11 protein-coding genes are annotated in these 14,954 nt (G+C 55.1%); 6 read left to right on the top strand and 5 right to left on the bottom strand.

The genetic code is table 11. The features are described from left to right. The first annotated feature begins 33 nt into the window (after nt 1-33). Entirely contained in the window at nt 34-957 is a 924-nt protein-coding gene (locus M0651_RS00870; protein ID WP_248549973.1) for an AEC family transporter, read from the top strand. 51 nt (nt 958-1,008) lie between these two features. Here the strand turns inward: M0651_RS00870 and M0651_RS00865 are convergent, their stop codons facing one another. The 3 genes from M0651_RS00865 to M0651_RS00855 form a co-directional block, all read right to left on the bottom strand. After that, nucleotides 1,009-2,340 (bottom strand): extracellular solute-binding protein, encoded by a 1,332-nt coding sequence (locus M0651_RS00865; protein ID WP_248549972.1) that lies wholly within the window; start codon nt 2,338-2,340, stop codon nt 1,009-1,011. Between the two features lie 140 nt (nt 2,341-2,480). Next, entirely contained in the window at nt 2,481-3,278 is a 798-nt protein-coding gene (locus tag M0651_RS00860; protein WP_248549971.1) for a response regulator transcription factor, read from the bottom strand. After that, a complete protein-coding gene (locus M0651_RS00855; RefSeq protein ID WP_248549970.1) occupies nt 3,275-5,035 on the bottom strand; it encodes a sensor histidine kinase in 1,761 nt (586 codons plus the stop codon). Before M0651_RS00855 ends, M0651_RS00860 begins: the two co-directional genes overlap by 4 nt. A gap of 204 nt (nt 5,036-5,239) precedes the next feature. On the opposite strand from M0651_RS00855, the gene M0651_RS00850 reads away from it, so the two are divergent. The 4 genes from M0651_RS00850 to M0651_RS00835 all read left to right on the top strand — a co-directional run bounded on the left by M0651_RS00850 (nt 5,240) and on the right by M0651_RS00835 (nt 9,787). After that, nucleotides 5,240-5,971 carry an HAD family hydrolase gene (locus M0651_RS00850; protein ID WP_248549969.1) on the top strand — a complete coding sequence of 244 codons (732 nt, stop codon included), beginning with the start codon at nt 5,240-5,242 and terminating at the stop codon, nt 5,969-5,971. Between the two features lie 135 nt (nt 5,972-6,106). Beyond that, the gene (locus tag M0651_RS00845; protein WP_248549968.1) at nt 6,107-7,600 is read left to right on the top strand and encodes a spore germination protein; all 1,494 of its coding nucleotides are present in this window, start codon (nt 6,107-6,109) and stop codon (nt 7,598-7,600) included. Nucleotides 7,601-7,608: 8 nt separating this feature from the next. After that, complete coding sequence (locus M0651_RS00840; protein WP_248549967.1) at nt 7,609-8,691, top strand: GerAB/ArcD/ProY family transporter; 1,083 nt, start codon at nt 7,609-7,611, stop codon at nt 8,689-8,691. Further along, entirely contained in the window at nt 8,684-9,787 is a 1,104-nt protein-coding gene (locus tag M0651_RS00835; protein ID WP_248549966.1) for a Ger(x)C family spore germination protein, read from the top strand. The genes M0651_RS00840 and M0651_RS00835 overlap by 8 nt, the downstream gene beginning before the upstream one ends. Before the next feature lie 13 nt (nt 9,788-9,800). On the opposite strand, the gene M0651_RS00830 is transcribed toward M0651_RS00835, so the two are convergent. Both M0651_RS00830 and M0651_RS00825 read right to left on the bottom strand, forming a co-directional pair. Beyond that, complete coding sequence (locus M0651_RS00830) at nt 9,801-11,807, bottom strand: GTP-binding protein (protein WP_248549965.1); 2,007 nt, start codon at nt 11,805-11,807, stop codon at nt 9,801-9,803. 14 nt (nt 11,808-11,821) lie between these two features. After that, nucleotides 11,822-12,988 (bottom strand): SGNH/GDSL hydrolase family protein, encoded by a 1,167-nt coding sequence (locus M0651_RS00825; RefSeq protein ID WP_248549964.1) that lies wholly within the window; start codon nt 12,986-12,988, stop codon nt 11,822-11,824. A 152-nt stretch (nt 12,989-13,140) separates the two neighbouring features. Here M0651_RS00825 and M0651_RS00820 point away from each other — a divergent pair, with 152 nt between their 5' ends. Beyond that, nucleotides 13,141-14,946 (top strand): stalk domain-containing protein, encoded by a 1,806-nt coding sequence (locus tag M0651_RS00820; protein WP_248549963.1) that lies wholly within the window; start codon nt 13,141-13,143, stop codon nt 14,944-14,946. Nucleotides 14,947-14,954 lie beyond the last annotated feature (8 nt).

Here is a 14,954-nt window from a genome sequence, read left to right as displayed (position 1 = left end):
ATATGCGTTTAAGAAAGAAGTGAACATCTGGAGATGATCAGCGATATTGTACTGGACGTCGTTTTGCCCATTTTTGTCTTGATTGGATTAGGCGCATTGATGCAGCGGGCCTTTAAGCTGGATTTGTACACGCTCGCCAAGATTAACTTCTACTTCGTGACGCCTGCGGTCGTATTCGTAAGCATGTACGAATCGGAGATGTCCGCCGAACTGCTGGGAAGCGTTACGGGATTTTATATTTTATACGTCCTGCTGCTCTACGGGGTCAGCCTGCTCGTCAGCCGGCGCCTGAAGTTCGGGCCGGGCATGCGGGCTGCCTTCACCAATAGTCTGATTCTCGACAACTCCGGCAATTACGGGCTGCCGATCAACCAGCTGGCCTTTAAAGGCGATCCGTTGGCCGCTTCGGTGCAGACGCTGGTAATGACGTTCCAGAGCTTAGTCACGTTCACCTACGGCGTGATGTCCGTTCAACGGGCCAAATCCGGCGGCACGCTGAGAGCCGCATTGATCGGATTCCTGAAGATGCCCGTGCCTTACGCCTTGGTGCTCGGAATGGCGCTGCACTTACTCGGATGGCCGCTTCCTTATTTCGTAGCGAAGCCGCTGGGTTACATCGCCGATTCGATGGTCGCCATCGCTTTGCTGACGCTTGGCGCGCAAATCGTCAAATATCCGCTTCGGCTCGACCGGATCGACGTTTACGTCAGCGTAGTCCTGCGCCTGCTGATCGGCCCGGCCATCGGGTTTGCGCTCGTGTGGACGCTTGGCCTCAAGGGGATTCCGGCCCAAGCCCTGCTGATCGCTTCCGGCATGCCGACCGGCGTGAACAGCACGATACTAGCGGAAGAATACGACAACGAACCGGATTTCGCCTCGCAAACCGTGCTGATCTCCACGCTGCTGAACATCATCACGATGACCGCCCTGATTTCGTTATCACAATACGTGGGATAAAACTAAAGGACCTTCCGCCTCATCGGCGGAAGGTCCTTCTTATCGACGGGATCAATCTCCTTTCTGCAGCGCGGCTTCATGTTCTTTCACGAATTGTTCCGGCGTCACCGCTTCGCCGAACAAGGCCTGAATCATATTCAAATGCGTTTGCGCGGCGTTCCATTTCATCTGCACGTCGGCAAATAAAGTCAGGTTGCTGGCATTATTCAGCTCATCCAGCAAATCGATGTAGAGCTGCGGCAAATCCGAAGCGGAGGTGTCCACCTTCGTTGCCGGAATAACTCCCGCCGTGCTGACCGATTCGGCGCCCCACTTGCTGATGAAATACTCGACGAATTTCTTCGCCTCATCTTTGATTTTGGAGTTTTCCGCGACAAACAAGCCAACGCCAGGCCCGCCTACCCAGCTGTTGATGTCCCCCTTGCCGCCGGCGAAGGTCGGGAATTTGAAGAAGCCTACGTTCTGTTTGAAATTCTGGGGGACGTCCGGGTTGCTCGTAAAGTTGGGAACCTCCCAGGTCCCCGCCAGGAACATGGCAGCCTGCTCATTCAAGAATACGGATTTGCCTTCTTCATTAGACAAGCCGTTAAAGCCTTTGATAAACGCGTTCATGTCCACCAGCTTTTGAATTTCGGCTGCCGCCTGAATCAGCGCCGGATCCTCGAAAGTGCCGGAACGATCGATCGCCTTCTTCAGCGTTTCCGGTCCCCCGAGCCGGTCGGCAAGGTACATGTACCACATCGAGCCTGTCCAGCGGTCCCGGTTCCCCAGCGCGATGGGGGTTACCCCGTTGTCGTTCAACGTCCGGATCACGTCCAGGAACTGATCGTAGGTTTGCGGTACTTCCAGATGGTATTTTTCAAAAATCGCCTTATTATAATAGATCGGCGAAATGTTCAACTCGATCGGCAAGCCGTACGTTCTTCCCTGCACCGCGTATGCATCGGTTGCGCCCGGCACAAATTGGTCCTTTAAGCCGCGGTCCAGCAAATCGTCAAGCGGAGCGAACAGATCGCCCTTCACGTACGGGTCCATAAACCCGGCAGCCCAGGTGACGCCCACATCGGGCAGCTCGTTCGCAGCAGACAAAATTTTCAATTTGTTCTTATACTGCTCGTTCTCCAGCACTTCCTGCTGAATCGTTATATTCGGATGCTCGGACTGGTATTGTTCGATGATTTCGTTCACCAGCTTATTTTGCTGCGGCGAAGCGCCTGCAGGCCATAGATGCATGAACTGAATCGTTACGTTCCCGCCCGCCGCCGATGCCGGTTGGCCTTCCGTGCCGCCGCCCCCTGCTGTCCTATTACTTGCGCAGCCCGAGAGTCCCAAGAGCAGGAGAAGCCAAATCAATAGGATGGATGTTGTTTTTTGGTTGGACATGCTTGATCCCCCTAGTGATTCACGGCTATTTGGTGTAACCGCTTCAATCCCAGTGTATCACGATGATGATTCCGCTTCCATAGCACGGATAAGACGGGAGCCGGTCCTCCGCAAAAAATGTCGGATTCCCCGCCCTGCCTCTACGTGTCCGCCTCCGTCTCCTTCGTCTGGCTGCGGTATTTGCTGGGACTCATGCCTTCATAGCTTTTGAACACCTTGATGAAATATTTGTCGCTTTGGTAGCCTACCCGTTCGGCGATCTCCCCGACGGACAACGTCGTCCGAAGCAGCAGCTCTTTGGCGCGAAGCACCCGCAGCCGGCTGATATATTCACTGAAGGTCAGGTCCGTCTGCTCTTTAAACAGCACGCTGAAATAGCTGGGATTCAAATGCAACCGGTCGGCAACTTGACGCATCGTGATCGGTTCGTGCAAATGCTCGTCCAGGAAGCTCAGCGCCTCGCGCACCTGGGGAGTGTACTGCGTATCCGTCTCTTTCGTCTCCAGCAGCCGCGGATCGACCAGCTTCTCCATCGTCTCGATCCGGTGCCGGTCATCCTCGACCAAGAGCGCCTGTTCCACGGCCTGGACCAGCTTATGCTTATCCACCGGCTTCAGCAAATAATTCACGACACCTAATTGCATTGCTTTTTGCGCGTATTCGAACTCCGCATAACCCGATATGATGATGGCGACCGGTTTGAACTGCTTGTGGCGCTGTTGCATCTCGATCAGCTCCAGCCCGCTAATGCCGGGCATGCGGATATCCGTGATCAGCAGGTGAGCGACATGGTTCTCCAGCCAAGCCAGCGCAGCCTGCCCGCTGTCCATCGATTCGATCCGGTATCGGCCGGCGGACCAGGCTTCCAGCGTTTTCGTAAACCCTTGCCTCGTCCTCGGCTCATCCTCCACCACAAGAATCGTTTTTGTCTGCTTCATACCGTTCCCCCGTATTCGCTAGGTATTTCAAAGCTAACGGCCGTTCCTTCGCCAGGAAAGCTCGTCACCCGCAACCCATGTTTTTCCCCTTGCTCACCGTCAAAATACAAGCGCAGCCGCCGCTGCACATTCACGATACCGACGCCCGTCCCCTTGGTGGAAATGGAAGGCCCCCCTTCCATGGCCTGCATCAAGCCGAGCAGCGTATCTTCGTCCATCCCGGGACCGTTGTCCCGTACGGTGACTTTCACGTATCCCTCCCGCTCCGACGATTCGACGCTTACGCTCACTTTGCCCTGTCCGATTTGTTTCTCAACCCCGTGCAATATCGCGTTCTCCACCAGCGGTTGAATCAGAAGCTTCGGAATTTTAACGTGTCGGAACTCGCCGGCATCAATGGACCAGGTTAACCGGTCCGCAAGGCGAATATCCATCAACTGCAGGTAGCGTTCCACATGCTCCAGTTCGTCCTCCATCGTCACCCATTCGTCCTGGTTCGGGCTGCTGATGATGTACCGGAACAGGCTGGACATGCCGACCACCAGGTTCGCCAGTTCCTCTTCCCCCTTGTCCTCCAGCGACCAATAGAAGGCCTCCAGCGTATTGAACAGGAAATGCGGGTTGATTTGCGCCTGAAGCGCCTTTAATTCGGTGCGGCTTTGCAGGAGCTCCTTCTCGTATACGACGCGGATCAATTCGTTCATGTTGTCGACCATTTGGTTGTAGGAATTGTTCAGCTCGTTGATTTCCATCGTTTTCGAGAACATCGGGTTCGGTTGCAGCACCCCGAATCTCGCCCCGCGCATCGCTTTGATCAGCCGGAAGATTGGTCGGGTAATCATCGTGGACAGCGACAGCGACATGAATAGGAACAGCAGCACCCCAATAGCCCCCGAGGCGATGACCGCCGTTCGCAGGGCGGAAATCCCGCTGGTCACGTAGCTGATCGGCGTAAAGAAGACCAGCGTCCAGCCCGTCGCTTTGGAGGCCTGTTTCACCTCAATAAACTCTTGTCCATCTATCGTGATATTCTTCCCCTCGTTGCCCAGCAATCCCTGCAAATCCAAGTCCTCGGCGGGAAAGCTGAAATTCGTCGCGACCGGCCGTTGATTTCCATCGACCAGCAGGATGTATTCTCCGCCATCTCCGTCGATCTGCTCATGAATTTGGAAATAGGTCCGGTCGATCCGTACCATTAAATATCCCCCGGACGAAAACCAGCGGTCAAGCAAACTGACCCGTCGCAGCGCCAGTACGGAAGAGGGGTCGCGCGGATCAACGCCGATCCAAACGAGCGCCCCTTTCCCCCAATTGGCTGCATTAATCCATTGCGAGTCAATCGTGTCGATGAGTTGGGTCTCATTCAGCGGGAACAAGCGACGATAATCATTGGTATATAACTCAAGTGATTTGATGCCGGTCACATAAGCTTGATAATCACTAAACAAAGGCAGCAGCGATTGACGCGAGCTGAACGGCGTCTCTTGCCCTTGAACTTCAGCCAGCAGCAGTTGCTGTACGTAATCGTCGGTGGCAACTTGTGTCGTCAGGGTATTGATTTGGGCGATCAGCGCATCCAGGCGACCATTGGCCTGCAAGGCGGTTTGGCTGATATGTTTCTCGGCGTTGGTTTCTAGCAGTGCGGACACCCGGGAATACGTCAGTACGCTGGCGATCCCCAGGACAAAAACCATCAGCAGCATGAAACTGATGAAGATTTGATTTCTTAAAGTAAACCATCGTTTCGGTTTTTTCACGTCCGGTCCTAACCTTTCCGTCCAAAGTTGTACAACCCGCTCCCATCATATAACGAATCGGCCGGATGAAACTATGTATTTTTCGAATCTGTCACGTATAATGAGGAGGCGGCGATATCCGCAGCCCGCGCATACATAAGCATTTTAAAGGAAAAAGCCGAGGTTTTCTACTTCGGTCACTAGAGGGAGAAGAAGATCATCGCTATGAAACTCATTAACGTAAACCATGCAGTTTTTTTTGACGTCGACGATACGTTATACGACCATCTGCAGCCTTTTCGCGAAGCGTTGGAAGCGACCTTAGACACCGGGCCGGACTTTCCTTATGAGCCGGCCTATCATCGGATGCGCTATTACAGTGATTTCCTATCGGTTGAGGCCGGTGGCACGCCAACGCACGGCCAGGTGCTCGAATCGATGCGCACCGAGCGCTTCGTACGTTCGCTGGGAGAGTTCGGCCTGACGTTGTCGCCTGAAGAGGCCGCATCCGTTCAGGCGGCTTACCTGGACCGCCAATTTGATATTCGCCCGTTCACCGGGGCGTTCGAGTTGATCGGCAAGCTCCAGGAGTTGGGTGCCATCGTTGGGGTCATTACCAACGGACCGCCGGAGCACCAATGGCGCAAAATTCGAGCGCTGGGGGTAGATCGATTGATCCCCGCCGAGTTGGTATTCATCTCGGGAGCGGTAGGCTTCACCAAACCGGACACTCGGCTGTTTAAGCTTATCGAAGGGAAGCTGGGCAAGAGTGCGGAACAGTGTTGTTACCTCGGAGATTCCTGGCGTAACGACGTCGTTGGGGCCGTCGGTGCCGGCTGGCGGGCGGTTTGGTTTAACCATCGCGGAGTCCGCCCCGAGACGGACCCGCACCTCCTTCACACGCCGGTTAGCAGCTACGCTGAGCTTGCCCGGTTGTTGTTGGGTGAATCCTTATAAGAAGAAGCCAAAGAATGCTGCATGAGAATGCGGCATTCTTTTTTTGCGTATCCGATCCCTGGCCCGTCTTCCCTGCATAGTTCTTCCAAGGCTACACACAATAGAAGAAAATACCTCAGCTGGAGGAATTCCGCCTTGTTCTCCCGATTGATGAAATCCATCCTAACGATGGCCAGACAAAAACCACAACAGCAAACGTCCCATGTTTCCGAACCCCAGGCTCCAGGCCCGTTGTCGCTGGATCGCGTGTTGGATGAGTTCCAAGACTGCACCGACCTGGCTCACCGGAATTACCCGATACTTCAGGTCGATATCATCTACTTCGAACATCTGGTCGACAAACAGAAGTTCATCAACAACGTGATCATTCCGTTGGAAAACATCCGCCAGGAAGAACTGGGCGGGCTTCTGCGGCAATCCCAATTCAAGCTTGAGGACGATACAACGAAAGTCGTGCGCGGTATTTTGGACGGAAATGCCGCCTTGTTCTTGCCGCAAGGGATTTACTTAATTTCCGTTTACGGTCCAGAGAAACGGGCCATTGAATCGTCACAGACGGAGTCTACGATTGTCGGCCCGCATGATGCCTTTAATGAATCACTCGATACCAACCTGTCCATCATCCGCCGCAGGGTGAAAAGCAGCCGGTTAAAGGTCAAACAATTCGAGGTCGGAGAAATTTTCAAGACCAAGGTTTCTTTGCTTTACATCGACGAAATCGCCAATATGGACTTCGTCGACCGGATGTCGGACCGGATTCGAAGCATCGAGTACAGCGCGGTTTTTGACGGCAGCATGCTTGTGCAATTGATCGAGGATTTTCCATCCACGATCTTTCCGCTGTTCCTCACCTCGGAGCGTCCGGACGTCGCCGTTTCCAAGCTGAACGAAGGCCGGGTGGTTGTAATTATGGACCAAAGCCCGTCGGTGATCGTGGGACCTACGACGATATTCGAGTTTTTCACCTCGCCCGACGATTATTACAGCCGCTGGGCGGTCGGCACGTTTCTTCGGGTCCTGCGGTACGTCGCCTTCGTGCTAACGCTGACGTTAACCTCCATGTATGTGTCCATCACGACGTACCATTATGAGATGATTCCGCAAAATTTGCTGGCCTCGATGGCCGAATCGCGCAGCCGCGTCCCTTTTCCCCCAGTCCTAGAGGCCTTGATGATGGAAACAACCTTAGAGCTGCTGCGTGAAGCCGGCGCCCGTCTACCTTCCAAGATCGGGCAAACCATCGGGATCGTAGGCGGTATCGTCATCGGCACGGCAGCGGTGGAGGCGGGCTTTACCAGTAACATCCTGATCATCGCCGTAGCTATGTCCGCCATCGCTTCCTTTGTGATTCCCAGCTACACAATGAGCGGTTCGATTCGGATCATCCGGTTTGCTCTAATCATCTTATCGGGAATGCTCGGAAACTTTGGCTTCATGTTCGGGCTGGGGCTGGTGATCATTCATTTGTCCAAGCTGACCAGCCTGGGGGCCCCGTACACGCTTCCGCTCGCGCCGATCAAACCGGCCGACTGGAAGGATATTTTTTTTCGCGGGCCCTTTTGGATGTTCTCCAAGCGCCCGAAGCAATCCCGTACCCCTAACGAGACCACAAACAAAATGAAGAAATAGGTGACCCCATGGATCGGGAAAAATTGAATCGCTTCCATATCGCCCTTATGGTGTTTAACACCCAAAACGGGATCGTCCTGTTCACCTTACCACGGTTAACGGCACGCTACTTTGGAACTAACGGCTGGCTGATGCTGATCCCGATGTTCCTGTTCGTCACGCTGAACATTATGTTGATTTCAGCGGTATACCGGATGGGACGGGGCAAATCCGTCTTTGATATTCTCGGCGCATCAGTGCCGCGTTTTATTCTAATCCCACTTTATGTAGTTTTGTGGGCGTTGTTCAGCATGATCGGCTGCCTGGTCATCAGACAGTATGCGTTGATTTATCAAATGCTGATTTTTCCGACGACCTCGGACATGGTGCTCAAAATGTTTGTGGATGTGCTCGTGTTCCTCTATGTCGTGAAGGGGATCTACACCATGTCCAAGGCGAATGTCATTTTCTCGCTGCTGCTGCTGATTCAAATTCCGCTGGCCTTTTTCTTTATCCGGGAATTCGATTTGGCGCGACTAACCCCGTTTCTGTTCCAGGAGGGAACGGACATGATAGAAGGGTTTATCCGGCTATATGGCGCATACATGGGATACGAGCTATGCCTTTTTCTGTTTCCTTATGCGGAAAACAATAAAAGATGGCTGAAATACATCCATCTTGGAAATGGGATCACCATGTTCGTTTTCTGGCTGGTGGCCTTTTTGGCTTACGGTTTCTTCGGCCATAAGACCCTGACCCATTCGTCTTTCCCGATTCTCAATTTGTTTGCCTATTTACGTTTTCCGTTCATCGAACGCATCCAGTACTTTCTGTTCAGCCTGTACCTGTTTTCGGTCCTGCATACGGGGGGGATGTACTATTGGTCCAGCCAGGCAGTGATGACGCAGATCTTCCGCCGAATTTCCTGGAAATTGGTCGTATTCCTATCCATGGCCGCGACTATCGCCGTAGGAATGATCCCGAGGTCCTTGATCGAGGTCGAGTCCTGGTTTCGATATCTAACGATAGCACAGCTGAGCTTTTCCTTGGGGTTTCCCTTGCTTTTGATTTTGCTTCTGTTGCTGCAAAGGAGGTTCAAGAAACATGCCTAGACGCCTATTCCTTGCCGCGGCTCTCTGCCTTCTTCTCGCCGGCTGCAGTCAGGACCAGCGCATCCTGGAACGGATCGGCTACATTGAAACCGCCGCTTTTGACGCAGCCCCGGAGGACAAGCTGGAGGCAACGATCAGTATGCCGCTGGTCACGCAATTTGCCCGAGACGCCAAAACGACGGACGAATTGCTGGAAACTACCGCCACAAGCCCCAAGGAAGCCAAAGCCGCGTTATCCTTGCGGACGAGCCGAATCATCGTCAGCGGGCAGATCCGCACCTTTATGTTCGGGGAAGCTTTGGCCCGGCGGGGTCTTTGGGCGCATATGGATACATTTCTCCGCGACCCGAGCATTTCGATTCGGACCGCCATGGTCGTCGTCGAAGGAAAAGCCGGGGAGATCATCAGCCAAGAATATCCCCGCCATACGAAAACGGCCAACTATATTAACAAGCTGTTGCAAAAGGAATTCAACAAGCAGTCGGTGCCCCGGACTGCCTTGCATCAATTTACCCGCGATTATTTCGACGACGGGATGGATCCGATCGCCATTATGATCAAGGAGCAGGAAAAGGACATCACCATCAGCGGCATCGCCACGTTCCAGGGGGATAAGATGATCGACAAGCTGCCATGGAAGGATGTGTACTTGTTCTCACTCCTCTATCAAAATTTGTCGCAAGGCGAATTTAACCTGACGTCGGAGGACCCCGACCTAAAATCCATCTCGTTTCGTGCTGTCAAAAGCAAACGCCGGATCAAGATCCTAAAGGGCTCGTCCGGCGAATACGAAGCGGATATTTATTTAAAGGTTGAGGGGGGCGTGGAGGAATATATCGGTAACGCGAAACTGAGTACGCCCGAACGGACCAAGGTCGAAAAGCTGATTAGCGAGCAGATCAGCACAGAATCTCTGCGGGTTATCAAAACCCTGCAGCAAAACCATACTGACAGCTTCGGGATGGGCAAATACGTGCGGAACAAAATGAGCTATAAAGAATGGAAGGAAACCGACTGGCATGACTTATTCAGCCAAATGCCAGTAAGGGTCCATTGTTCTTTCCACATGAAGCAATTCGGAACTTATTTCGACTAGGCGTCTGACTGGCTTAGCCCTGCAACGCTTTCCGCACGCTGAGGATATACTTCGCCTGGTCCAGCGGATTAACGCCCCGCCGGGTCCGCTCGGCCTGAACGTCCGGCGGGCACGGCTCATAGCCGGCGAAGGAGGAAGCAAACGTACTTCGTCCCTTCGTATACGAGCTCAGTTCAATCGGGTAATCAAGCGAAGTCGCGAGCGGAACATGCCCTTCGATCACCACCCGCTCCCCTTGCAGCTGCGGCGGCTCGAAACGGCCGCGCATCTGCACGAGATCGTTCATCACCCGGCCGGCGTTCTCTTCGGGAACGACTAACCGGACATGCAGGATCGGCTCCAGCAGCACCGTGCCGACATTCGCCAGTCCGTCCATGATTCCCATTGGCGTAGCGACGGCAAAATCAAGAGGATGGGTATGCCAAACATGATGTTGTCCATAGGTGAGCGTCACCTTTAAATCGGTGACCTCCCAACCGTAAAGTCCTTGCTGCAACGCTTCGGGAACACGGCGTGCGACCTCATTCTGATATTGCGGCAGCAGATCCTCATCCCGCACGTAAGCTTCATAGGTCAGACCGCTCCCCCGCGGACCAGGTTCGATCTTAAACCGCAGGATCGCCCAGCAAGGCTTCGGCATCGTGTAAGCGATATAGCCCTCACCCGCCTGCTTCGGCGCTTCTTTATAAATGACGGACGGTTTGCCGAAGGTCACCTTCAATCCGAAACGCGAGGCTAATACGCTGCTTAGGATTTCCAACTGAATCGGGCCCATCACCTTCACGTGCAGTTCCCGCTCCTCCTGCAGCCATTGCACGTCCAGCAACGGATCCTCGTCAGACAGCTCCTGCAGGGCATCCGCCACGGCACGGTACTCCGCTTCATTAGCTGGATGCGCCCGCACGGTCAGCAGCGGAACGGCCAGCTTGGCTTCCGCCGGGATCGCTTCCGGACGCCCCAGCACGTCGCCGATGCGGATATGGGACAAGCCGCAGACGGCGGCGATGTCCCCCGCCCGCAGCACCCCGACATCCTCGGTTCGGTTTCCGTCGATTTTGCGAATCTGCGTCACCTTCTCGCTCAGATTCTGAGTATGGTTAAACACCGCATCGCGATTGTGGAGGCAACCTTCATAGAGGCGCACATACGCCATGCGTCCCATCGTCTTGTCGCGTTCGATCTTGAAGACGACGCCGGACAGCGGAGCCTCCGGATCGCCTCCCGCCGGAGGGAAATAGCGCAGCATCGCATCCAGCAGCGGAGCGATGCCCATCCCTTTGGCCGCCGCTCCATACAGCAGCGGGTAGATCCGGGCAGACCGGGCCAGCTCCCCCGCCCGGCTTTCCCAGCGCTCCGGGCCAACACTCTCTCCGCTTAGGTAGGCCTCGAGCAGCGCTTCGTCGCGCTCGGCCAAAGCTTCGATCAAGCGGCTTCGCGCGGCCTCGAACGCTTCCAGGCTTCCGGCTCCGGCTGCGGCTTCCTTGGCATCGTCGCGCCACAAATCCACCGCGCCGCCGTAATCCTGCCACGTTCCGAGCGGATGCTGGACCGGAACGATATCCGGGGACAGATAATTGCGCGCTTGCGCCAGCACCGCTTCGGGGTCCGCACCCACGCGGTCCATTTTGTTGATGAACAGCAGCGTCGGAATCCGCAGCTTCGCAAGCGCGTTCCAGATCATTTCCGTCTGTGCCTGAACGCCTTCCACCGCGGAGAGAACCAACACCGCGCAATCCATCACGCGCAGCGACCGTTCCACTTCGGACAGAAAATCGACATGGCCCGGCGTATCGATCAAATTCACCCGGGTTCCCTTCCAGGCAAACGTCGTCATGGCCGAGCGCACGGAAATACCGCGCTGACGCTCAACCTCCAGCGAATCGGTAAGCGCCGTGCCGTCATCCACGCTGCCCGGCATGCGAATCCGTCCGCTTTCGTACAAAATATGCTCCGTCGTCGTTGTCTTGCCCGCATCAACATGGGCGAAGATCCCCACATTCAAACGAGGCGCTTCCGTCATCTCGTTCCTCCCGCTCATCGTTCGCCGAAATACCACGCTAAGAACGCATCGGCGACCACTTTGCCTGCTGCACCGTTCGGGTGAGGGTCATCGGCCGAGCTCATGAACTCCTGGCACAGCCGATGTTCAAGCGGCGCGGGCTGGGACAGCCGGGCCGCCATGTCAAACACGCGGTCGACGCCCGGAAGCGAGGCGGAGCGGATTTGATCGTTGACCCGCCGCCATACCTGTTCCCGCTCTTCGCTGAAGTTAAACGGAGGAACGGTAAACAGGATGATTTCCGCAGACGGATCGTTTTGACGCAACACCGAAATGATGGTCGTCAAGTCGGCCAACAGCTCTTCGGAGGTGCGAGCCCCGATGTCAATATCGTTCACCCCAAGCGCCAGAACGATCTGGGTTTTCACCCCCGGAACCTGCACCAGCTTCGCCTTGTTCAGCCAAGCGCCGTCCGCCGCGGCATCATAGGCTCTTGCCCAGCCGGAACCGAGATTCCATACAGCGTAATCGCTTCCCAGGCCATCAGCGATCCGCGCGACCCAATATTCGTACCCGTCCCTGCGGGTCCTCACGCCTTGCGTAATCGAATCGCCAAGGAATACGAGACGCTGCTGCACCGGCTTCGCGCTGGCGATCAAGGCGGGCAGTACCAGCAGATTTTCCGACGGAGCAAAGCCTTCGGCACCTGCCGCATCGGCGCATGAACCCGGCGCATCAAAAGCGGTCACCAGCATCTGTTCGGTATTGTAAGGAACCGTTTTCCCCCCCGCCTCCGTTGAAATCGTCCAAGTGAACGCCAGCAGATGCCCTTCCGGCAGATCGACCTTGACCGGATCGCTCCAGAACTTCTCTCCGGGGGCAACCGACCGGGTTCTGCTGCCGCCGTCAAACGTGACGCGAACCTGCGAGCTGGCCTCGACTGAACCGTCCGGTACCACGCCGCCGTCCGCAACGTAGGCGGCTTCGATCCGCCATTTCCCGCCAAGGTCCCCGCCGCGGGCGACCAAACCGGTATCCCAGGTTGAGTCGATCGCGTTGCTGTGCCAGAACCGGAGCTCCAGCGCCCCGTGTTCTCTCAATTTCACATAGGTCCGGTAGGTGTGCGTGAACTTCTCCGGACGCTCCATAATATAATTGCATGCCGCCGAAACGACGGTGGCAGAAGCATATTGTTCCATCATCCGTTTTACTCCTCCATCCTGCCTGATGTAAACGACTTCTTTTTTGATTCTACCATGGGGAGTCCCTCCGAAAACAGAAACTTTTACGGGCGTGGAAACGTCTAGTTGCTATAGAACTTATTGGCATTTGTTATGGAAGGGAGCGTTTTGATTTGAGAAAGAAATTTATCCTGCTGCTATTGACGGCCTGCCTGGGGCTTGGAACGGCCGGGGTTCATGCCGCAGAGGAAGGCGGTAATCAGGGGAGCGGCAGTAAATCGTTGAAGGAGGCATTCAGCGAGCTAGCAATTATCCCCTATGACTATCAAGGCAAAGCGTTCATTCAAGGACGCAAAACGGATATTGGTGGGGATTACGAGGTCGTTCAGCGGAACGGACGCGTCCTCGTGCCGATTCGTTTGATGGGATACCTGGCCGAGCATACGACCGGTACGAATCAAGGTTATTGGAACATCGTCTGGAACGCGAAGACGCCTGACGATGTACTCCTCCAGAATCTTTCGTTGAAGAGAACGGTTAAGTTCAAGGTGGACAGCACAACCATGCTCTTGAACGGCAAATCGGTGAAGCTTGACGTTCCGCCGCAAATGATTGGCGGGCGGGTCATGCTGCCTCTGAGAGATGCCGCGACGGCGCTCGGCAAACGAATCGATTGGCTGGACGGCCTGATCCTGATCGGAGATGCGGCGATTGACCTCAAGAACCCTCAGACGCTGGCGGCGAAGGATTCCATCCGAACGCAGCTGACCGACCGGCGCAAACGGGTGGATTACGAGAAGTTGTCTACCCCGCTGACCCAATTCGGAAATGACGCGTATTACCTGAAAACCGTTTACCTGGACAACGGCGCTTCCTTGGAGGAGCAGCTGTTCCGACTAACGGGAAGCAAAAAAGCGACCCGAATCCAAGTACCCGGCAAACCGGTGTTTCATTCGGGAAAACGGATCGGCGATGTATTCTATTACGTTTCCACGGTGAACAACCAAGCTTACCTGTACGCGTATGACCTTGAGAAACAACAGCCGCAGAAAATTGCCTCGCTTGGCGATTGGCGGCCGGAAGACGGCTGGCTGTCGGATGTACGGAAATGGGATAACGATTTGTTCGTAAACCTCCATGTCGGGGATTTGACGATGGGCGGTGACACGCTGTACCGGGTGAAGAACGGGGCTTTGCAAGAGGTTTTATCGGCCAAAGACTTTGTTGGTGCCGTCAAAGACCGGGATACCCTCTACTACACCGATTTCCGGTTTATGACGGAGATGGCGAACAACTTGAGCCAGCTCGACATGAACACCGGGGAGGAATCGTTGCTTGGAGAGCCCGGGTATGCCTATGGCGTCGCCCGCTCCGTGGAAGAAAACGGAGGGGTCGGGTTCAGGAGCGACTCCACGCTCGTTCTGAAAGACGGCGTTTTGTACGCGATCGGCTTTAATGACAGCGATTCGAAGGATCCAAACTCTGTGTACCGGATCGATACGACCGGCCGGACACACAAGAGGCTGGCGACTGGCGCGAGCCGCTTCTGGCTGATCGGCGAACGGATGTATGTTCTGGATGGAAGCTCGGGGCGCTTGATGCAAACGGGACTGGATGGTGGAGAGACCGCTGCCGCCGTGTCGTCGCGGAGAATCTCCCAGATCCGTCTGTACGAAAACGCATTTTACTATACGGCATTTAACGGCAATGAGTTGGAGTTATTCCGATTTGACCCGGCCGCAGGCAAGGAGACGAAGCTGGCCTCCCTGGCGCCCGGCGCATCGGCCGACACGACCTTCGAGGTCAACAAGTCCGGTGTATACTACGTGTCCCAGGGCTACGAGCCCGGCATTTACCACATCGCTGCCGACGGCAAACAGCGCCGTTTGACCAAGGATGCCGTGGACCAGTTCGTATTAACCGAGTCGGGCATGCTGTATACGCTGGTGTACAAAGAAGGCGTCTATTCGGTGAAATAAAGCCAATC

Source organism: Paenibacillus mellifer (assembly GCF_023195895.1).
Lineage (GTDB): Bacteria > Bacillota > Bacilli > Paenibacillales > Paenibacillaceae > Fontibacillus > Fontibacillus mellifer.
This window is presented reverse-complemented; position numbering and strand designations above follow the sequence as displayed.